This is a genomic window from Staphylococcus sp. FSL W8-0304 (assembly GCF_038006565.1).
In the GTDB taxonomy this organism is placed as follows: domain Bacteria; phylum Bacillota; class Bacilli; order Staphylococcales; family Staphylococcaceae; genus Staphylococcus; species Staphylococcus epidermidis.
In genome coordinates this window covers 283,001-306,073 of the sequence record NZ_JBBOVL010000001.1, presented here as the reverse complement: position 1 = coordinate 306,073, position 23,073 = coordinate 283,001, and the positions used below count along the sequence as shown (strand labels likewise).

Annotated in this window: 15 protein-coding genes; 7 read left to right on the top strand and 8 right to left on the bottom strand. The window is 31.8% G+C overall.

The genetic code is table 11. The features are described 5' to 3' along the window. Positions 1-198 precede the first annotated feature (198 nt). The 6 genes from arcD to NST35_RS01220 form a co-directional block, all read right to left on the bottom strand. Complete coding sequence (arcD, locus tag NST35_RS01245) at positions 199-1,602, bottom strand: arginine-ornithine antiporter (RefSeq protein ID WP_002458331.1); 1,404 nt, start codon at positions 1,600-1,602, stop codon at positions 199-201. 264 nt (positions 1,603-1,866) lie between these two features. Further along, on the bottom strand, positions 1,867-2,874 hold the full coding sequence (gene argF / locus NST35_RS01240; RefSeq protein WP_002458332.1) for an ornithine carbamoyltransferase: 1,008 nt from the start codon (positions 2,872-2,874) through the stop codon (positions 1,867-1,869). Positions 2,875-2,978: 104 nt separating this feature from the next. Then, on the bottom strand, positions 2,979-4,214 hold the full coding sequence (arcA, locus tag NST35_RS01235; protein WP_002446960.1) for an arginine deiminase: 1,236 nt from the start codon (positions 4,212-4,214) through the stop codon (positions 2,979-2,981). A 337-nt stretch (positions 4,215-4,551) separates the two neighbouring features. Further along, positions 4,552-5,013 carry an arginine repressor gene (locus tag NST35_RS01230; RefSeq protein WP_002446959.1) on the bottom strand — a complete coding sequence of 154 codons (462 nt, stop codon included), beginning with the start codon at positions 5,011-5,013 and terminating at the stop codon, positions 4,552-4,554. A 513-nt stretch (positions 5,014-5,526) separates the two neighbouring features. Further along, the gene (locus NST35_RS01225) at positions 5,527-7,050 is read right to left on the bottom strand and encodes a M4 family metallopeptidase (protein WP_002458333.1); all 1,524 of its coding nucleotides are present in this window, start codon (positions 7,048-7,050) and stop codon (positions 5,527-5,529) included. A gap of 425 nt (positions 7,051-7,475) precedes the next feature. Continuing rightward, positions 7,476-8,720, bottom strand: a complete 1,245-nt coding sequence (locus NST35_RS01220) for an ArgE/DapE family deacylase (protein ID WP_002458334.1) — start codon at positions 8,718-8,720, stop codon at positions 7,476-7,478. A 338-nt stretch (positions 8,721-9,058) separates the two neighbouring features. Between NST35_RS01220 and NST35_RS01215 the strand changes: the two genes are divergently transcribed. The 3 genes from NST35_RS01215 to NST35_RS01205 all read left to right on the top strand — a co-directional run bounded on the left by NST35_RS01215 (position 9,059) and on the right by NST35_RS01205 (position 12,836). Beyond that, positions 9,059-9,562, top strand: a complete 504-nt coding sequence (locus NST35_RS01215; RefSeq protein ID WP_002458335.1) for a hypothetical protein — start codon at positions 9,059-9,061, stop codon at positions 9,560-9,562. A 204-nt stretch (positions 9,563-9,766) separates the two neighbouring features. Further along, positions 9,767-10,681, top strand: coding sequence for a DUF1672 domain-containing protein (locus tag NST35_RS01210; protein ID WP_023474367.1), 915 nt, complete (start codon positions 9,767-9,769; stop codon positions 10,679-10,681). Then, positions 10,674-12,836, top strand: a complete 2,163-nt coding sequence (locus tag NST35_RS01205) for a hypothetical protein (protein ID WP_002458337.1) — start codon at positions 10,674-10,676, stop codon at positions 12,834-12,836. The genes NST35_RS01210 and NST35_RS01205 overlap by 8 nt, the downstream gene beginning before the upstream one ends. A 358-nt stretch (positions 12,837-13,194) precedes the next feature. Here NST35_RS01205 and NST35_RS01200 read toward each other — a convergent pair whose 3' ends face one another. Beyond that, positions 13,195-13,974 (bottom strand): (S)-acetoin forming diacetyl reductase, encoded by a 780-nt coding sequence (locus tag NST35_RS01200; RefSeq protein WP_001831826.1) that lies wholly within the window; start codon positions 13,972-13,974, stop codon positions 13,195-13,197. A 298-nt stretch (positions 13,975-14,272) separates the two neighbouring features. On the opposite strand from NST35_RS01200, the gene NST35_RS01195 reads away from it, so the two are divergent. From NST35_RS01195 to manA, 4 genes are all read left to right on the top strand, one after another. Further along, positions 14,273-14,407 (top strand): beta-class phenol-soluble modulin, encoded by a 135-nt coding sequence (locus tag NST35_RS01195; RefSeq protein ID WP_001831873.1) that lies wholly within the window; start codon positions 14,273-14,275, stop codon positions 14,405-14,407. A 568-nt stretch (positions 14,408-14,975) separates the two neighbouring features. Next, a complete protein-coding gene (locus tag NST35_RS01190) occupies positions 14,976-16,847 on the top strand; it encodes a BglG family transcription antiterminator (RefSeq protein ID WP_002458338.1) in 1,872 nt (623 codons plus the stop codon). A gap of 84 nt (positions 16,848-16,931) precedes the next feature. Continuing rightward, on the top strand, positions 16,932-18,872 hold the full coding sequence (locus NST35_RS01185) for a fructose-specific PTS transporter subunit EIIC (protein ID WP_123213680.1): 1,941 nt from the start codon (positions 16,932-16,934) through the stop codon (positions 18,870-18,872). A 15-nt stretch (positions 18,873-18,887) separates the two neighbouring features. After that, positions 18,888-19,838: a mannose-6-phosphate isomerase, class I gene (gene manA, locus NST35_RS01180; RefSeq protein ID WP_002458340.1), complete on the top strand. Its 951-nt coding sequence runs from the start codon at positions 18,888-18,890 to the stop codon at positions 19,836-19,838. A gap of 310 nt (positions 19,839-20,148) precedes the next feature. Here manA and NST35_RS01175 read toward each other — a convergent pair whose 3' ends face one another. Then, on the bottom strand, positions 20,149-23,007 hold the full coding sequence (locus NST35_RS01175; RefSeq protein ID WP_002458341.1) for a YhgE/Pip domain-containing protein: 2,859 nt from the start codon (positions 23,005-23,007) through the stop codon (positions 20,149-20,151). Positions 23,008-23,073: the final 66 nt, after the last annotated feature.

The window sequence follows — 23,073 nt, the reverse complement described above, 5'->3', positions numbered from 1 at the left end:
TAATTTCTCCGATTTAAAATTTATTAGAATTCTGTATATACTACAGACAATATTTACTATGGACCACTGTTCTTATTATACCAATAGTTTAAATATCAAATATTTTATATACTCTTCTTTGTTTGATTTTTATCGATTAAACTCCCTTTATAACTCATGATTGATCAATATCTATAACATTTAAAAATATAAATTACATCATCGTAATAACCCTATCAATGCTAAAATAACGATAAGACTGAAGAAAATATAGTCAAATTGTGTAAGTCGCTTTTGATTATTTTTTTGAACAACTACATAGACGATAATCCCCGGAATATAGAGCAACATGGTAAGTAACAAATAATCTATACCTGACGCGTAAACCAGCCAAATTGCATAAATAGATGCTAGAATTCCTATAATCCATTGTTTAGGCGTTGCAGTTAACTTGTGTTCTATTGTATATTTCACCTGATAAAACGCACTGAACATGTATGGATAAAGTATAGCACTTGCCGCGAGAGAAAATGCAAAATGATAGGCACTTTTGGTAAACAGCATGCTAATAAGGAATATTTGAACTAATACATTAGTAATGAATAAGGCGTTCATAGGTGCCCCATTTTTATTTTCTTTTGCAAACCACTTAGGAAACAAACCATCTTTAGCTACAATAAAAGGCAACTCTCCGGCAAGTAATGTCCAACCTAGCCATGCACCTAATACTGAAATAATAAGACCAATATTGACAAATGTTGCTCCCCAATCACCAACAATATAAGCTAAAATTTGTGCCATTGATGGTGCCTCAAGTTTAGAAATATGATTTTGAATTACAATACCTTGTGCTAATACAGTCAGCAAGAAGTAAATGAGCAATACTGAAATAAGTCCGATAACAGTGGCAGTTCCAACATCTTTTTTATTTTTAGCTCTTCCGGAGAATACAACAGCACCTTCAATACCAATAAATACCCAAACTGTCACTAACATCGTACTTTTAACTTGTGACATCGTATTAGCGAAATGAAATGATAATGATCCATATCCATCCATTCCAAAGAAACCTATCCTGAATGTATTAAAATTAAAGGCTACAATCATACATATAATCACTAATAAGATAGGAATTAATTTTGTAATAGTAACAATACTATTGATTAAAGCAGCCGTCTCAACTCCTTTTAATATTAAAAAGTGCACACTCCACAATAATATTGATGCCACTATGATACTAGGAAATGTGTTGCCCCCTTTAAATATTGGAAAGAAGTTCCCTATAGAAGACATTAATAACGTTGCATATGCGACATTACCTAAAAAAGCTGAGAACCAATATCCCCAAGCACTTGCAAACCCTATAAAATCACCAAAACCCGCTTGAGCATAACTATAAATACCACCATCTAAATCAGATCGTTCATTAGTTAAGTTTTGAAAGACAAGTGCTAATGAAATCATTCCAATAGCAGTAATCAACCATCCAATTATAATTGCTAATCCTCCAGCGTGGCCTCCCATATCAGATTGAATATTGAAAGCACCGCCACCAATCATCGAACCTATAACAAGACCGATTAATGATGTTCGACTTAATCTTTTATCTCCTGTGTCATTCATATTCATTTCTCCTTTAGAAGGAGGGATTGAAAACGTATATGCCTTTTAAAATACACATGTATATATAGAGATGTATAGCGGAAAGATATAGATGAGTAACGACACATCTTTGATAGTCATTGACCGAAGTTCTATATCATCCTCTTAACATGATTTTGAAAAAAGTTATTTTTATTATGTGACACAATTTGTAAAAATAAATATTCGTTTATTTAATAAAGCATACACGTGATCTTATCCCTATTTATTTTTCTTGTAGTAAATCTAGCCTAAAGTTGCTGCCATCACGGCTTTAATCGTGTGCATTCGATTTTCAGCTTGGTCAAACACTCTAGAATGCTCACTTCTAAATATTTCGTCTGTCACTTCCATTTCAGTTAAGCCATATTTTTCAAAAATATCCTGACCATATTCTGTTTGTGTATCATGAAAAGCTGGTAAGCAATGTAAAAATATCGTATTGACTTTCCCAGTTAAATTAAACATTTTTCTATTAACTTGATAGTCTTTCAATAAATGAATACGTGTTTCGAATTCACTTTCTTCACCCATTGATACCCAAACATCAGTATAAATAACATCTGCATCTTTGACGGCAGTATGAATGTTATCAGTCATCTTAACTGAACCTCCATAATTAGATGCTTGATCTTTAGCAATATTAAAATATACATCTCTTGGTGTTAATGATGAGGGTGTACAAATACGTACATTTACACCAAGCATCGCACCCGCCACCATAAGCGAATGTGCAACATTATTACGTCCGTTTCCTACATAAGTTAGGTTGATGCCTTTTAAATATCCAAAATTTTCTTTAATTGTCATATAATCAGCTAACATTTGTGTAGGATGCCAATCATCAGTTAACCCATTCCATACCGGTACTCCAGAGAATTCGGCCAATTGTTCAACAGTTTTTTGGGAAAAACCTCTAAATTCAATTCCATCAAACATTCTTCCTAAAACTTTAGCAGTATCCTCAACAGATTCTTTTTTACCTAATTGAATATCATTTTTCCCTAAGAATTCAGGGTGTGCACCTAAATCAATAGATGCGACTGTAAATGCGGCACGCGTGCGAGTAGACGTCTTTTCGAAGAGTAAAGCAATGTTCTTACCCTCTAAATATCGATGTGGTGTGCCTTGTTGTTTATATTTTTTTAACGTCATAGCAAAATCGATTAGACCTTCAAATTCTTCACCTGTGAGATCATACTCTTTTAGCAGTGACTTACCTTTTAAATCGAAGGGTTTCTTGATGTTTTTCATGGGATGTGCCCCTTTCATTTTATAAGTCGCTATCAAATTTAATAGCATAAGTGAATGTATTTCGTGATGCTCAAGCTATATATATCCAACACCCTATCTTATATCTATAGATCTTCTCTTATTAAAGGTTGACTCATACATCGAGGGCCTCCTCGACCACGTACAAGTTCACTTCCAGGAATTTCAATAACTTTGATACCATGCTCACGTAACAATTGATTAGAAACATAATTCCGATCATAAGTTACAACCACACCGGGACGGATGCATAAAGTATTCGAACCATCATTCCATTGTTCACGAGCTCCGTCGATGATATCACCATTTCCAGTTGGTATTAATGTAATTTCATCAACATTGAGTACTTCTTCTAATGTTTGTTTAAGATGACTAGAGTGTTGGATTTTGATATCTTCAGCTTTATCATCGTATTCGATAATAAAGATATTCATGTTTCCTTCTGATTTAAGAATTGCTGAATGTGTAGTGAATTTGTCGTAATCAATCATTGTACAAACAGTATCTAGATGCATAAATGTTCGACTAGTTGGAATCTCAATCGCCACCACCTTTTTAAAAGTAGATAACGGATCTTTAAAAATACGTCGTGCTAAACGTTCAATTGCTTGTGCAGAAGTACGTTCAGATATCCCTATTGCAAGTACATCTTTAGATAACACCAGTTCGTCTCCGCCTTCGATATTGAATGGGCAGTCACGATCCAACCATAAAGGAACATTCTCATCTTTAAATCTAGGATGATGTTTTAAAATATATGAAATGAAAATCGATTCTCTGCGTCTTGCTCTCCAAAACATGCGATTTACTGTCATACCTTTACCAATTGAAGCTTGAGGATCACGTGTGAAATATAGATTAGGCATTGGGTCAAGATAAAACGGATATTTATCATCCATGTACTCTACAAGGTGTGTCGATTCAAGTTGTATTTCTTCTTTGCGTACGCCAGCCATAATCTTATTAATTAATGCTTGATTTGACAAAGTTGAAAAGAGTTTTTTTATTTCTGTTTCATGCCCTAGGATAGTTTTTCTAGATTCTGCTAAAACGTCATCTATAAATTGCTCTCTGACATTTGAATCTTCTATACTTTGTGCTGCTAATTTTTCTAAATAAAGCACTTCTATTCCTTCATCTTGAAGAACTTGAGCAAAACGATCGTGCTCTTGTTGAGCTACCTTTAAAAATGGAATATCATCAAACAATAATCCATCTAAGTAATCAGGCACTAAGTTTTCTAATTCTTTCCCTGGTCTTTTAAGTAATACCGTCTTTAGTTTCCCGATTTCACTGTTAACTTGAATAGGTCCATTTGTCATACTCATTTCCTCCTTTTCTTCACTACATTATCAGTATAAAACTGATTAATAACTAAGTTCGTGATGATTATCACATACTAAATGTAAAAAGTTTCGCAACATTTGGTTATTCAATACATAATTATGTTTGAATATACATTACTATTGCATACTTTCGTTGAAAAAATGAATATTTGAGTAATATGAACCTTTACATCTTTATGGATAAAAGTTTTTTATTCATAAATTTGAATACTTAGTCAAATAACAACACTCATATTTATTGAAATAAAAAACACCTGATAAACGATGTATGCGCTTACCAGGTTATATTTATAATAAACAACTTTATAAATTTTTATGAATAATTATGATTAAATATTTTGTAATAGACATATTCAGCTATAGACTGGGAATGTGTAAGAATCATAATCGTATCATTACCACTTATCGTTCCTATAATCTCTTTCAATTGTAACTGATCAATATAATAATTTATGCTTTGTGCAAATCCTGGTGTCGTCTTTATTAGTATATACGATTCTTTAATCATAGTGTTAATAATTTCTGTTTCTATGTAATCATTAAGTTTTACTCTTGAGTCTAATTGAGACTGCTGCGTAAGTAATTTATATTCATATTGATTTGCCTTCACAGGCAGGCGATAAATATGGAGTTCTCTTAAATCTCTTGCAATAGTAGTCATGCTATAACGTACACCAAAGTGATCATCAATGTAATCAATTATATCTGCTTTTTTATAAATGTGATTTTGCTTAACAATCATAGTTACTAAATCTTGTCGTTTACTCTTTTTCACTGAATGATCAACTCCTATAGATAACTAATTTATTTTAATTTATAAATTAAAATTTCTTTTTATTTAATTATACTTTATCATTTTATTGTTGATAATTATAAGAATTTTTATGTCCTTTGTGACAAAGTACGTAAAAATACATTCAAATTTAAAATTAATTTGTTTATTTAACTATCATTTTATCTATATTTCCCTTTTATTCTTATTAGGTTTTATATACTTATTACTATGCAGGCACACTTACGCTAGACAAACCGTAGTCTTACCTCAAGGTAAAGTAAGCAGCTTTATATTAGTTGAAAAAAATCCTGAAAATTTTAGTTCACTCTTATGATGAAATAAAAAACCTGAGACAGTTAAGTTTGTCTCAGGCTGAGTCGAAATTAAGTCAACACTCATTTCGATTAAGGCTTTAAAGATTGTAAATATTTAACATTACTTCTTCTTTGTTAAGGTTCTTTAAAATTCATTTTTAGATACTTGTTAACATATTTTTATTTTAAAACGGTTCGCTTACACGCCAACACTGTCCCATGCTTGACCTACTTGTTGAGCAATACCGTCGCCATATAAATCAAATGCTGCTTGTTGTAATGATGCTTTGGCATCTTGGAAATCAGAATTTGAAGTTAAATAAACAGTTAACGCTCTATAGTAAATTTGTTCAGAACGTTGTTTACCAATACTACGAATTGTGTTGTAAGCTGCTTTGTTCGGAATACCTGAATTCGTATGTACGCCTCCATTGTCAGAATTTGTATAAACAAAATCATTCATATGAGATGGTTGTCCAAAACGTTCTGGATTAGATAAACTTCTTAAGGCATCTCCGCCTACGCCAGGTGTATAAACATCTTCACCCATTAAGAAATCTTCATCATCAACGAAGTAACCAAATACATCTGAAAAACTTTCATTTAATGCACCTGATTGAGAACGGTAAACAAGATTAGCAGTTTGCTGTGTTACACCATGTGTAATTTCATGTGCAACAACATCATTTGCACCAGACAGCGCTGTAAATGTACGTCCATCTCCGTCACCGTAAATCATTTTATCACCAATCCAAGCCGCATTGTTTCTGTTATCTTGACCTTGGAAGTTATTTACATGTGCGAGTGAAATAATTGGGCTACCTTGATTATCATATGATTCTCGGCCGAAAGTATTTTTATAATAGTCATACGTTTCTTTAGCATAATAATTTGCATCTACACCTGCACGTTGTTCATCATCAACAAAATTTCTATCTTTATCTTGCATTAAGTAAGCTTGACCAGTATTCGCATCGTAATTGTAAGCTGAAAGTGTACCTTGTTGAGTTAAATCTTGTAGTGCATAGCCACCGCTGACACTATTAATATTAATTTGTTTCATGTCACCTAGCACACCTTTACCTGTACCTGTAGTAGCTGCTTCTTTGATCATATTTAATTTATCAACTACTTGACCCGTTTCAGCATCAATTTTCACATTCCAATGAGAAATTTTTGGTGAAGTTGTAATAATTTCTATGTTATAAACATATTTATTTTTTTCTCCATCAATCTCAACTTTATTGGTTTTGATGACATCACTTTTTAAGTTTTTAGCTTTTTGACGATCAATTTTTATTGCTTCGAAAGCTTTATCTGTGGCATTTTCTTTACTTATCGATACTTTATTCGTAGGTTGAACTTTCTTAGCATCAGTATCACCATTGACAAGAACTACCTTACCCTCTTTATTCGTATGAACTTTTACTTCTTTGTCGGGTGCATACGTGTTGCCCACTTTCGGTTGCAATGTGTAATGCGTAAATCCTTTGTTATCTTTTTCAGTATCAGTGACCTTATAATCTTTGTAATGATTTTTTATATTTTCAGATTTTGGTAACTCTTTCAATGCGTTAGTTGCTTGAGATTCTTGGGTTACTTTCGCATCGATGTTTTGAGTTGCTGATACTTTATCCTTAGCGTCAACCTCCGTATTGACTAAAGGACTTGCCACAGTTAATGCGGCAATACTTGTAAGTGCGAATTTAGAAAAATTCTTCATTTTATTACCTCCTATAAATTAATGAAAAACAACTTACTATATAATAGTAATTAAAATTTTCTGAAAAGTAAATGAAAATTTCATTTAATTCACATAATCATCACTTATAATTTTTTTGTATAAATAATTTGTACAATACTTTAAAAACTTATGTTAAAATTTTAATTTATAATTAATGTTATAATACACTTCAGTTAAATAAAATTAATTATTATATCAAATAGTTAAAACGTTTCACTTCAAATGCTATATTTTGAGAAATAAATCTAAAAAGTCGTCAATTTCTGAAGAATCAACAATTCTAAAACAATATTATGGTACGGCGTATTTTTTAAATACTGTTTAGTTTTACGATGTTATATTAAAAACACCCTCCAAGTTGAATATTTTAAATTCTACTTGGAGAGTGTAACGTCACATCTTTATTACTCATTCTCTTCATTTAAATATGAAGTGATAAACTCTATATAGTATTCCACAAATTCTAAATAATTGGCTTTTTCTACGCACTCATTTATTTGATGAGGTCCATTTCCCGGGCCAAACATTAAAAATGGAAAATTTTCATCTTTTCCTTTTAATAAGTTGGAAGCATCAGTAACTGCTACAGTAGGAGTAACGATTAAATCTCTTTCGTTAGAAAAATGGCTTTTTGCAATATCAAACCCTAGCTCTACCAAGCGATTTTGACCTGTTGTTACTACAGGTTCTAAATCAAGATAAAGTTCTTGAGTCAAACTAGCACCATTTTGATTTGCTTGCTCTATATACTCATTAAATAGCGCTTTAACTTTGTTATTATTATATTCTGGTATTGTGCGTGCATTAAATTCAGCTGTAGCAAAATCAGGTACTGAATTAACTTGTGTTCCCCCTTGAACAATACTATTAGTCATAACAAGTCCTTGAATAAGCTCTTGTGCCTTTTCCTTTGTTATATGGTTAGGTAGTTGACTTCCTAAATTATTTATCATGTTTGAAAAATCTAAAGATTCACCTTTTACTGATTGTGTTATTTTTTCATATTCTTGATTTATATTTTGAATAAATTCTAATAATGGCTTAATAGCATTTTGACCTAAAAATGGTAATGAACTATGTGAAGCACGTCCTTTAGATTTTATTCTAAAGTCCATTGAACCTTTATGTGCATACACCAAACTAGGAAATGATGGTTCCGCAATAAGTAATGCATCTAAATCATCAGCATATCCTTTTTCAAACAACTGTTGCGAACCAGATTGTTCCATTTCTTCACCCACTGTTGCCATGAATTTAATAGTTCCCTGTGTTAACTTACCACTTTCTTTAATTTCAATAAGAGCAATGGCTAAAGCTGCTAATCCAGATTTCATATCTGCAGCTCCCCTACCGTATAAATAGCCTTGATCCTCTGTGAGTGTGAAAGGATCATACGTCCAATGATCATGATTTCCCTCAGATACTACATCCATGTGACCAGATATTCCTATAACTGGTTGACTTGAACCAACGGTTGCAATTAAATTTGCTCGACCATCTGTAACTGTATCAATATGTGAACGAATTCCATACCGATTAAATAGTTTTTCTAAGTACTGTGCAACCTCTAATTCATTGCTATTTACAGTTTTTATTGACACTATATCGGATAAGATTTTAACTCTTTCCTCATTAGATAATACGCGCATCGTTATTCCACCTTTCTTAATTTGTAAAACTTTTAATTTAACAATGTAAGGATAACTTTTATTCTATAATGTATCTCATTTATCTATATTGTTTACCTTACAATACTTATATACCATTCATTGTTAAAGTCATGTCTTATATTAAATGATTATAACAAGCACAATGGTTCAATCATTACATTATGCTTAGACGTTAAACGATAATTCTAGCTTGTAATATATTACTAATAGAAGAATAAATTTAGAATTTCTTTTGTAACTTATAGAATAATTCTACTTACAATAATAAAAGGATTATAATAAAATATAGCTAATAAAGAGGATGGAGGATATACGCTTTGAAAAAATTTTTAGCTACAATAGTGGTAATCATTCTTATATGTGCATTGGGCTTTTCATTATATGCAGCTATTAACCACCATACGAATTCTAATAAGAACGATAAAAAAATAGAACACAATCACAAAAACAAACAAAATAATACTTCAAATCAGAATCGTGATACTCATCAACAACATGACCAAACGCAACCAACAAATAGTGATTATAACAACGATAATCAATCAGGTACTGAACAACCAGCACAACAACCTAACTACCATCAATACCCAAATAATAATCAACAGTCCGGTTCAAATAAAAATAACTCTTCAGAAAATAACAAACAGAAACCGAATCAGAACAAAACTAATCAATCAGATCATCAACCATCACAATCAACACCACAACAGTCGTCACAACCTAATCATAATCAATCTGATTCACAACAAAATGGCAACTCAAATAATAATTCCAACAATCAAAATCATGGAACAAATGATAATCAGAATAAAAATCGTTAATCATATGACAAAGCTTATGCATGTATCAAATTACATTGTGTAAGCTTTTTATTTTTTTATTCGAATATGTTTGAAATTGCTATAAAATCAATATAACTAATATGTGAAAAATGTTATATTTGTTTAATACTTTTATAAATTCTATTTATATAATTTATAAATTAAGTTAAAATGAAAGTAACTAATCTTATATTGAGGTGTATCATGAGAAAACTGATATCTACCATTATCGTTTCAACATTATTAATTGGAGGATGTTCCACAGTGCATAAAGAAGCAAAACATTCATCACAATCAATTCCTGAAGAAGTTCCCGCAAGTCAATACAAAGGTCAAGGTTTCCAACCAGTAGCTGAAAAAAGTGCTATCGCACATGCGAAAAAACATCGTGAAGAATACGAAAAACTTGGTGAACAATTTTTTAAAGATAATTTTAGCCTTAATGTTAAAGCCACAAATGTTGTAGGAAGTGGTGATGGCGTCGAAGTCTACGTTCATTGCGATGATCATGACATTGTGTTTAATGCAAGCATCCCTTTTGATAAGGAAGCAATACATGAAGAAGGCTCCATGCGAAGCAATGATAACGGAGATACCATGAGTAATATGGTTGGAACTGTGTTAAGTGGTTTCGAATATAAAGCACAAAAAGAAAAATATGATAACTTAACAAAGTTCTTTAAAAACAATGAAGAAAAATATCAATATACCGGTTTTACTAAAGAAGCAATACATAAGACACAGAATGTTGGATATCAAAATGAGTATTATTATTTAGCAGGTAACGTTACTAATATTAATAATTATAGAAAATATTATGAACCTTTAATAAAAAAAGATTCTAAGAGTTTCAAAGAAGGCATGAAAAAAGCAAATGAAGCAACAAATTTCAAAGCCAAAGTTGAAGTCGTTTCAACATTATTCAGTACTAAATCTGATTTTACTAAAAATAACTCTAAGAAAGATTTATTATTCTTAAGTGATGATTTATATCATTACAAAGAAAAACCTGAAAACACAAACATAACTTTACAATTAAGTGAGCCAAAAATTAATTCTACACGCGCATTTTATGATGCTAATAACCCATTAGAATATGGAGTGCATAAACATGAATAAAATCAATGATAGAGATATTGCTGAATTAAATAGCTTTTGGGCTTATCAAGATACAAAAAAACTGAAAACATTTTCAGTAAATGACAAGAATTTTAAACAAGTTGGAGGGTATGAAGATAATAATAATCAAAATATTAATGGTGCAGCAGATATCAAAGTTTACGAGTTATTAGATAGATACGGTATACCTTCGGGTGAACAATTTATAGTATTTCAGGGCACTGATAATAATGAAACTATTAATCCTAACAATCCTTTGAAAGGTAAACTTGCAGATGATTGGCTTCAAAATATAAAATTAATGAACAATAATAATAAAAGTACTGCTTTAATTAAACAAAATCAGAGTTTTATAAATAAATACAATAAAAAAATAAATGATGCTAAAAAATTAAATTCTGATGAATTTTATATAAAATACGGAGAAGAAAGAGAACGATTTAAAGATGTAAAAATAGTTAATAGTGGTGGAAATTCTCAAGGAGCAGTTGGTGCTAAATTAGCAGGTGTTAAAAATCCTAATTTAAAAGTAGTTACGACTGATCCTGCAACCTTACCTGAAGCGTCTTGGAGAGGCACTAAATCTAAAAAACATAATAATATTATAAATTATCATAGCACTTATGATATATTGTCTTGGGTTCAAGATCCGGTATTTAAAAATAATCCTGGGAAACGTGTAGACCTTAAAACCGGTGTGCCTACTCTTGAAGGTCTTGCTGATAGTCATTTAGGTTATAAAAGAAAATTTAATAAAATAAATAACACATACAAAGATATACCTGTTAAAAAGATAAAATCTGTTAAGGATACGGATACTAAAAAAGGCAAATCAAAACCTAAAACGATTGATATTACTTTAGACATGGACGGCCGAATCCCAATAAATGTCTGGACAGGAGAATCTATTTCTCGTTCTGGTACTGGCACATTAATTAAACTAGATATTGAAAAGTTAGAAAATCTCCATAATTTAGTAACTGGTGAAACAAGTAAAATGTTATCTGAATGTGTTAAATTTCTAAATGAAAGCTTTAATATATCTCAACATGAAAACAATAACTTTAGTAATCGTAAGCACAAACTTAAAAGTGATTTCATTGATAAAATATGCCTTGATTCCTTGGAAAATTTATGTAATTCCATTAAACACAAACGACAGTCTTTTGAAGAAGCGATTGATCAAGTACACAAAGTTATCGATCCTATAATTGGCTTAATACCTTCTATAGGTCTTAAATCACTTGAAGAATATATTTCTGAAATAGTCCGTAATTTAGAAAAGGGTATCGAAGCAATTCACGATACACTTGAAGCAAAAATCCAAAAAATCTTTCAAAATTTGGATAATGATTTTCACGATGGTGTAGCTGAAGAAATGATGAAGCATCTTCAAGTGGTATCTAGAAATATTTTACAAGTAAAACAACAAAATGATATTTATGGTCGTCAAATAGCAGATATTAAAAATATCATGTCTCAACAAGATGCCACTATAATGGATGGTAATACTAATATAAGCTATAGTGGTGAAAATATGGTTTACGGTTCAATCGAATCTTCCAATTACTTAACTCGTAAAATGTCAATTTTAAAAGATCATATTGATAAGGGCATAAAAGATTTAGCAGAATATGTAGAAGAGTTATATAACGAGTATTTCAAACCTGTTAAGGATGATATCGATAAAACAGTTACTGCACTTACAAATGCGAAATTAAGTATATATTCTATTAAAACAATGTTGAAAAACCCAGCTATTATTACTGCATTGAAAGTTTCTCCATTTAGTCCTTCAATTGTAATTTCTGCACTTGAAAGATTAGTAGGTGAAATAGATAAGTGGGTATCTCTATTAAATGATTTGAAAGTTGCGTCGCCTATTCTCGAAAATCACTTAGATGATATTATAGAAAATGCGAAACCTACGATTGTTAATATGATTTTTGAACCAAGTCATTATGACGATATGTTTATTTTAAATACTCAAGCTCAAGCGCGTTTAGATCAAATGGCTCAACAATTTGAAGTAGTGTGTAATGGGTTGAATGAAAATGCTGGGCAAGCCATCAAAACTATGGATGAATCAGCATCAGTGATACGTTCGAATATGTCAAAAGTAAATGCGCAATTAGAAAAATTAGCTGTATATTAATAAAAAAGATAAAAATCACTATGTTAGATTTATCGATGGATCAATTAATAAACCAAAGTATTAATATTTGCAATTGCTAGATTTCATGTCATTTCTGGATTTGAGAGTGAATATTTTTCTAAGCGCATACCTGTTGTAAAAGATATGCCACAATATATCACGCCATCAATTTTAAATTTAATTACTAATTATAAATATTGACCATTTTCTATGCAGTTAAAGTAGCTTAAATAGCTTAAGTTATTTTTACAGAATAGAAGAATGTTAATGTTTGATAATTAAAAAAGTTAATTCTAGAAATTTTAAAATCTCTAGAATTAACTTTACTCAACTTTTTTATATCTTATTGATTTTTATCTTAGTGGAATCTCATACCACCGTCAACGATGATTGTTTGACCAGTAATATAATCTGAATCGCTACCTGCTAAGAAGCTTACTACATTAGCTACATCTTCAGGTTTAGACAAACGTTTTAAAGCAATTTGATCTGTAAATTGTTTCCAACCCCATTCCATTGGTTGGTTGTTTTCTTCAGCAAGTTTTTCAGCGATACCTTTCATCATTGGTGTTTCAACAATACCAGGTGCGAATGCGTTGACTGTAATATTTTTCTCAGCTAAATCACGTGCTGCTACTTGAGTCAATCCTCTAACAGCAAACTTAGTACTACTGTATAGAGATAAGCCTGCATTACCTTCAACACCTGCTTGAGATGTGGCATTGATAATTTTACCGCCATGTCCTAATTTATCAAATTGTTCAATTGCAGCTTGGATGCCCCAGAATACACCACCTACGTTAACACCTACAACTTGATTAAATTGTTCAGGTGTTACTGATTCAATTGGTGTCATTGGACCAAGACCAGCATTATTAACTAGGACATTTAAATCGCCAAAATGTTCAACGACTTGATTTAACACACTAAATACTTGATCACGATTTGAAACGTCTGCTTTAAAAGCAACTGCTTCTTGCCCTTCTTTTGATAATTTTTCAGCTGACTCTTTAGCTACCGCTTCATTAAAGTCTACAAGCGCGATGCTATATCCATCTTCAAATAGACGCTCAGCAATTTTCAAGCCAATACCTTGTGCTGCACCTGTGACAACGGCTACTTTTTTTGAGTTACTCAACAAAACCACTCCTCAATATTTCTTAAGATTATATATTTAAATTATCATAATTTGTGCAATTTGATGTGAAGATATTGTGAATAAATGCACAATTTTATTAACATTTAATTTTCAATGTTCATCTATTGCAATTAATTAAATTACAAGAAGTCACAATATTCCAAATTCCTAGTTCTCAATTTTATTTTGTTTTTAAAGAATTTGTTAAAATTTCTCAACCCCCTTTACATGTATCTATATGTATGTTAGAAATAGTTATGTAAGCGTATCACAAACAACAAGGGAGGATTATATTATTATGTCAGGTATCGTTGAATCATTACATAACGCTGTAAACGCTGGTTTACACGTAAAACAAGATTGGGTAGACATGGGATTCGGTATTGCAGATACAGTTGCAAAAATCGTTGACCAAGTTTTAAAATTTGTTTAATTCAAAATAGCATATGAAACCTCATTGTTTCTAAATACCATAAAACAAGGCTAGGATACATATCGTGTCCTAGCCTTGTTAACATATTAGTAGTTGTAGATGCTAATTAAGTTGAACAAGTGACTATACTGTACTATTCATCTTAAAATATTAATTCTATAACCTTTTTAGAATTTATCATTTTAGCCCTCTATTTCTCTGACAAAATGATTTATTCTAATGCTCCACCATCATACTGGACCATTAACTTTCACTCTTAAGCGAACTGATTTCCACATGTTTTAAAGTGAAGCAATTTTTATTAGAGATATTAATTTCATCTCTTTACCACTTAATATATATCGAACTCAAATCTAATTTAATTCAAATTTTACTTTTTTAATAATTGATGTCTACTATTCTAAAAATATAACTTAATTATAAATAACGACTTCTTATAATTGTAATTAAGATGATGGTAATATTTTTCACGTTTTCCCCATATTGATTGTGTTCAATTTTAATAATAGAATTAAAGTAAATCATTGAAGCGTTTTCTCAAAGTTTATATAGAGAAGAGTGATTAATCGTGATTGATAGACAAATCAAACTCATCAAATTGTTATTAAATTATACAGATACGTATATAAGTGGCCATGATATTGCCAAACAGTTAAATGTATCTAATAGAACTATTCGTAATGATATTAAAACTATACATACTACATTTCTAAATGAATTAATTTTAAGTGTACAATCTAAAGGTTATCTGCTAAATACATGGCTTTATACACCTGATGAGATACAATCTGCTTTAGAGTCAGTTATTGTAAAAGAGAATAAATTACTTATCACAATTGCTTATAGGTTATTTATGGAAAAGCATACATTCACTATCAAAGAGCTATCTTCAACTTACCATTTAACAAAATCAAAAGTGATTGATTATATAACACGTATACAAACGTGGGCTATAAAATTTGATATTTATTTATCAATTAAAAAGAAGCAAGGTATCATGATCGATGCGAGTACAACGAGTATCAGTAATGCTGTACTTCATATCAACCAACTTACAGACGATGACTTTAAAGTTGAAAACCTTATTTTACAAGAGTTACCTCAAGCCCATACTAGAAAAATAAAACAAATTATCTCAAAGCATATAGATAATCATCAATTATCAACTTCTGAAAATAAAATACAACAATTACTTGTGCATCTAATTTTAATTATCAAACATTCTCAAACAGAGGAAGAAGATTGGACCACTGATACAGAATCCTTAACCATAGCGAAAAAGTGTATAAAAGATATCAACGAAACGCTGGGATATCAACTTAACAATAAAACAAGCGAGTGCTTTTCCTTTTTTATTAGCTACCATTTCAATAAGTTTGATTTAGGGATCCAACAACTATTTATTCAAAGTTATATCGATCGACTCATTGAATTAATGGATCAACATATTGGTTTTCCCTTTTCACAAGATACAATTTTAAAAGATAATATGAACGTCCACTTTAGTCGTACATATTTGCGATTAATGCGTCATGTGTATCTAAATAATCCATTAACAATTCAAATCAAACGACTATATCCCTTTGTCTTTAATACACTATATGATAGTATTCGACAATTATCACAAGATACAAATATCCAATTAAGTGAAGACGAGATTGCCTTTTTAACTATACATTTTCAGTCTTCTATCGAACGTCATAAGTCATCACATATTCATGTTGTAATTGCTTGTTATTATGGTTTAGGCATCTCAACGTTACTCGCTGAGAAAATCAAACAACTTAATCATGCAATACAAATCGTAGATACATTAAAACTTGAAGATATTAACGACTATCATTTTGAAGGGATTGACTTATTAATTACTACTCAAGACTTTGATACAAGTCAACTTTTACAAACACCTAAAGTCATACAAGTATCACCTTTATTTTCAGATGAAGATGCTAAAAAAATCGAATTCTTTATAAAAGCCATGCAAAACCCATTATCAAAAGATGATATATTATCAAAAATTCAGTTGAGTGTTGAGTCCAATTTCAAACTGAATCATTCAAATCACATTCTTCCAATTTTTGAGAAATCCAAAGAAATTTTAGATTATCATCATGCAACTCTAGATGGCTATATAGAAAGTGCAATAGATCGCGAAAAACAATCCTCAACATATATAGGTAAAGGGATAGCACTCCCGCACGGCAACCCTGAAAAAGTACTGAAATCACACATGATTATATTTAAACCTTCTCAACCTATAACATGGAAACAACATAAAGTTAAACTTGTTTTCTTTTTAGCAATGAGTAAAAAAGATTTAAATATTAACCGTAAAATTATACAAACAATTGCTCAATTAGAAGAAGATGACATCCATCAATTATGTCTTTTAGATGATTTACAACTAAAAAACACCTTGTATGCACGTTTTAAAGAATAATTGCCACTATTGACGGCAATTATTCTTTTTTATGCTTGAATGTATGCGTTTACAATTATTGTTAGGAAAAGGAGCGTGCATACTATGAAAATTCTTGCAGTTACATCATGTCCAAATGGAATTGCTCATACATATATGGCTCAAGAAAAATTAGAACAAGCGGCAAAAGATATGGGCGTTGATATTAAGGTTGAAACTCAAGGAGGCGTCGGAGCAGAAAATGTGCTCACTTCTAAAGAAATCAAAGAAGCTGATGGAATCATCATTGCTGCCGATAGACAGGTAGATTTATCAAGATTTAATGGTAAACCTCTCATCAATGAAAGTGTACGTGAAGGTATTCATAGACCCAAGGAATTAATACAGCGTGTGATTGACCAAGATGCACAAATTTACCATGATCAAAATATTTCTACAAATATGTCTAGAGATCAGGAAGAATCTCATAAAAGTAATATTCAAATGGTGTATCAGCATTTAATGAATGGTGTATCCTTCATGGTGCCATTTATCGTCGTTGGCGGTTTACTCATAGCTATTGCCTTAACTCTTGGAGGACACACCACTCCAAAAGGATTAGTTATCCCCGAAGATTCATTTTGGAAATCTATTGAAAATATTGGTAGTTTATCGTTTAAATTTATGGTTCCCATCCTTGCAGGTTATATCGCGGTGAGTATTGCTGATAAACCTGGTCTAGTTCCAGGTATGATTGGTGGTGCCATTGCTGCAGATGGTAGTTTATATGGAAGTGAAGCAGGAGCTGGTTTCCTTGGTGGTATCGTCGCAGGTTTCTTAGCGGGCTATATTGCAAAATGGATTAAACAGATTAAAGTTCCTAAAGCTATGGCCCCTATTATGCCTATCATCATTATACCTATTCTATCTTCATTAATAGTTGGTCTCATTTTTATATTTGTAATAGGCGCACCAATTTCGAATATTTTTGGTGCATTAACATCATGGTTAAAAGGAATGCAAGGGGCTAACATCATTATTCTTGCTATTATTATTGGCGCGATGATTGCTTTTGATATGGGAGGTCCAGTTAACAAAGTAGCATTTTTATTCGGTTCTGCATTAATTGCTGAAGGCAACTACACTGTGATGGGAATGGTTGCTGTTGCAGTATGTACACCACCGATTGGTTTAGGTTTAGCAACGTTTGTTCGTAAACACCAATTTAATAAAGCAGAACAAGAAATGGGTAAAGCATCATTTACGATGGGATTATTTGGTATCACTGAAGGAGCAATCCCTTTTGCTGCACAAGATCCTCTAAGAATCATTCCAGCTAATATGATTGGCGCGATGATTGCTTCAGTAATAGCGGCGATTGGAGGTGTCGGTGATAAAGTTGCTCATGGAGGTCCTATTGTCGCTGTACTAGGTGGCATCAGTAATATTTTATGGTTCTTTGTAGCTGTTCTCGTTGGAAGCTTAGTAACCATGTTCACAGTCTTGTTGTTTAAGCGTCACACCCCTGCTATAGCAAAAAACAGTAGTGGAAATGATACTTCTGTTGGAACTGACAATGTATTTTCTGATGACCAATCTACTAATCACACTACACAATCCTCACATCATATGGTGTTCGATAAATCACTCATTGAAATTACCAAGGAACCAATGACAAGAGATCAAGCGATTGATAGATTACTTACAAAGTTATGCCATCGTCATTACATTACGAATATAGAAGAGGTAAGAACCGCAATCCTTAAACGAGAAGCTGAGTCAACAACTGCTATCGGAATGAACGTTGCAATACCACATGCTAAATCTTATGCAGTTAAACGTCCTATCGTCGCTGTATTAAATCATAAAGCAGGTGTAGAGTGGGAAAGTCTAGATAAATCCAATCCTCAGCTCATTTTCCTTATAGCAGTTCCCAATGATAATAACGATACACATTTAAAATTGCTACAACGTTTATCACGAACACTCATGAAAGATAATACGCGTGATGAGTTAATTCATGCTCAAAGTCGTGATGAAATATTTAATATTTTAAAAGAGATATAAAGGAGCGTATGACAAATGGTACTTTTTCTTCAACCCGTATTTCAAGAACGTTTATGGGGTGGCACCAATCTCACTCAATTTGGTTACGATATTCCGAATAATTCTACGGGTGAATGCTGGGCAATTTCCGCACATAAAAACGGTCCCAACACAATTCTTAACGGAAAACATAAGGGGAAATCTTTAAAACAAGTTTGGGACGAGGATAAAGCACTTTTCGGAAATGACTCACGTAAAGATTTTCCACTCCTCACTAAAATTCTAGATGCACATGATCGTTTGTCAGTACAAGTACATCCTGATGATGAATATGCACTTAAACATGAAGGCGAATACGGTAAAACTGAATGTTGGTATATTTTAGACGCTCAACCTGGTGCTGAAATTATCTATGGTGTTAATGCTACAAGTAAAAATGAACTTGAACATATGATTGATTATCATGAATTCGACTATTTATTTAAACATGTACCTGTTAAACCGGGTGACTTCTTTTATGTACCAGCCGGTACAGTTCATGCTATTGGTTCCGGAATACTCATTTTGGAAACCCAACAATCCTCAGATACAACATATCGTATATACGATTATGACCGAAAAGATAAAAATGGTCATACGCGTGAATTACATTTAAACCAAAGTAAAGATGTTATTGATATCACTACAACTGAACCTAATACAACACCTAAGACTGAAATGATAAATGGCAATCAATACACTCAATTTGTTGCTAATCATTTCTTTACGGTTGAAGAATGGTCTATCAAAGACATATTAGATTTTCAAAAACCACACACTTATTGCTTAGTGTCAATGATTAACGGCCACGGGCAAGTTTCAATCAATAACGAAGTATATAAAATCGATAAGGGTGATCATTTTATTTTAACTTCTGAAGATCAATATATTAACTTTGTTGGTAATATGGATATAATAGTCAGTTTTAGTAAAGATGAGGCATCTTAAATAAACGTGTTGCATCAATTTTTAATTTAAATCAATTGAATAAAACATCATGTTACTTGAACTGACTTAATCATAGATTTTTCTTTCATATAAGAGAAGCATCGATAATTACAACTGTGCCTGTTTCTATAGCAATAAAATCTGTCACTGTTAAACTTAGGATAAACAAAAACGGTTATCCACCTTCTGTTAAGGTGAATAACCGTTTTTTAACTTATCTTTCTAAGATAAGAACAATACAACATGTTTTCCTGTAAGTATCATTTTAAATCATACTGTTCTAACATTAATTAAGTAAAATCGTTGATCTTTATTCAGTTACTTTACTTTCGTCAGCTTTTTCAGCAATTTTACGGATAATAGGATCAGTCACAGGTTTCAAGCAATAACCTACAACCATGAATCCAATTCCGAATAAACCTAAAATAATCACTTTCGTAATCAGTATCTCTGGAACTATACCTCCAACTGTTTCACGTAATGCGTCGATAGAATACGTGAATGGTAAATATGGAGATATCGCTTGGAAGAATTCTGGCGTTGTTTGAATTGGGAATGTACCTCCACCACCAGCAATTTGTAACACAAGTAAGATAATAGCAACAGCCTTACCAGGGTTACCTAACAATGATACAGATGTGTAAATGATCGAGTTAAATACGAGTGAACTAAACACGGCAACAGAGACAAATAATATCGGTGATTCTATCGATGCTTTAAGGATAACTAAATCACCGATAGATACTATTAATGCCTGTATGATACCTAATAAGAAAAAGAAACCAGATTTACCAAGATACACTTGTCTCTTCGTCATAATAGGTTGTAAGTGTTCGTGTTTGTTATCCACAGATAATAAGCTAACCATTAATAATCCTCCAACCCAAATAGACAATGCAGTATAGAATGGCGTCATGCCAGAACCATAATCTTTTACTGGGAACACATCTGTCGTTTTTTTATTAATAGGGTTAGCAACAATATCCGCCTGTTTCTTCAAATCATTTTTCAGTGTATCTATTAACTTATCTACAGCATCATCTTTATCTAACTTTTTGAAGATTTTATTTGCTTTTTTCAAGTCTTTCTCAACATCTGGCAATTTATTTTCTGAGAAATCGGCAAGCGAAGCAAGTGCTTCTTTAGCTTGAGGCTGTTTCTCGTTTAATAAATCTACAGCATTATCATAACGACTAAATAAAGATGGTATTTTTTGGTTTACAGACTGTGTTACATTGGCTAGTTCTCTCTCTAATCCAGGCAAGTCATTACGTACAAAGTCTGCGGCTTTCGCGACATCTTTTTTAGCTGTTGGGAAGTAAGCCTGTGCAGTTCGCATTGCATTTATATATGCGTTTTCGATCGCTGGCAATGCAGTTTGAATCGTATCAATTCTCTTTTTACCGCTATTTAAAATATCTTGACCAGCGTTAATCACTCGGTTAATAGTATTTAATTTAGACTGGATTGTCGATAATGTATTTTGACCTTTATTAAGTTGATCAGTAATCTCATTAGAAACAGCTAGTAAATTACGATTAAGTTCTTTTTTAATGTAATTTCGTAATGTATCTAACCTTTTATTTAAGTTAGGTAAGTCACGTAATACATTGACTGCTTCTAATTGTCCGGAGCTACCATTTGACAATGCATCTATTAATTGATTGGTACTTTTTAAATTATCATTAATGCTATTGTTTGCTTCTTTCACTTGCTTAATTTCATTAGATAAATCAACATGTTCACTTTTTTCCAACTCTGACAAGATATCTATAAATTGTTGATTATACTTAGATGCGTTTTCTAAGCGTGATTTTATATTTTTTAATGGTTCTTTAAACTCTGATGGTTTATCTGAAGCGATGACACCATATGCTATATTTTTTAATGATTTAACGTCTTGTTGGGTAGCTTGTGCTTGTTGATCAGTTTGATTAGATAATGATAATAAAGCTTCTGTTAAAGCTGTATTCATTGATTTTACATCACTGTTAGATAAAATGTTATCACTGTATACGGGTTGATTCTCACCTGATTGACTCACAGGTACTGTTTTAATGTTTGAATGACTCTTCCCTTCCGAATGAGATGATTTTATAGCGCTTTGGGGTGTAGTTGATGCTTGATTTCTTAAATTTTGATTTGCTTGGTTATTCACATCTTGAGCGCGACCCGCTGCTTCTTGATAGTCTCCCACTCTCGCTTTAGCTTGAGTCAAATAACCTTTTGCATCATTTAACTGACCGCTCGCTGCATCAATTCCTTCACTTGCAATATCGACACCTCTATTGATTCTAGGGAATTGTGCTGGAACATCATTAGCAGCAACATTTAAAATTCTTTCAATATTAGGCATGTAGCTATCAAGTGCAAGTATCAACTTAGCCCTTTCATTAAGTGCCGGAATAGACGAATTAACAGCATTAAGTTTTTCTTGAGCATCTAATACATTCCCTTTATACTTTCCTAAACTTCTAAATTGATTAGCATAAGCATCCAAATCATCTTGATGTTTATTTAGTTCAATAATCTTGTCTGCAAATTGATTAATTTTAGGCAATGAATTATTAGCTTGATATACAGCACTCTTAATTTTATTGATTGTAGGTACATTATCTTCAATTGATAGTCCGACTTTGTTAGCTTCAGAAAGTAAAGCGGTTGCTACGGTTTTGTTAAATTGTTTATTTGCTTTATCAATTACAAACGACGATCCCGTATCGGTTAATTTAGCTGCTACGGCATTAATCTTCTGATTTACTTTAAAATCTATATCCGCCTTTTGAGGATGTTTTCTTAAAGTACCAGTGATTTCATGTGTAAATTTCTTCGGTATATAAATACCTGCATAATATTTTCCCATTTTAATTTCATGGTCAGCTTTTTCTCTACTCACAAATTGCCAGTCAAAACTATCATTCTTTTTTAAAGTTTTGACCATTTTATTTCCTACATTAATATTCTTACCACGAACTTTTTCACCTTGGTCTTCATTCACTACGGCAACTTTGATATGTCCTGTATGACCATACGGATCCCACATAGCCCAGAGGTTAAACCATGCATAGAATGAAGGAAGAATTGCTAAACCAGCTAAGATGACCCATACACCTGGTGTTTTAGCAACTCTTTTTAAATCCGTGATAAAAAGTTTTAGTGCGTTTTTCATTTTCACACTCCTAATTATCATTATTCTTTTTTATTGTAATACATTTCCGTACAGATGATTACTTAA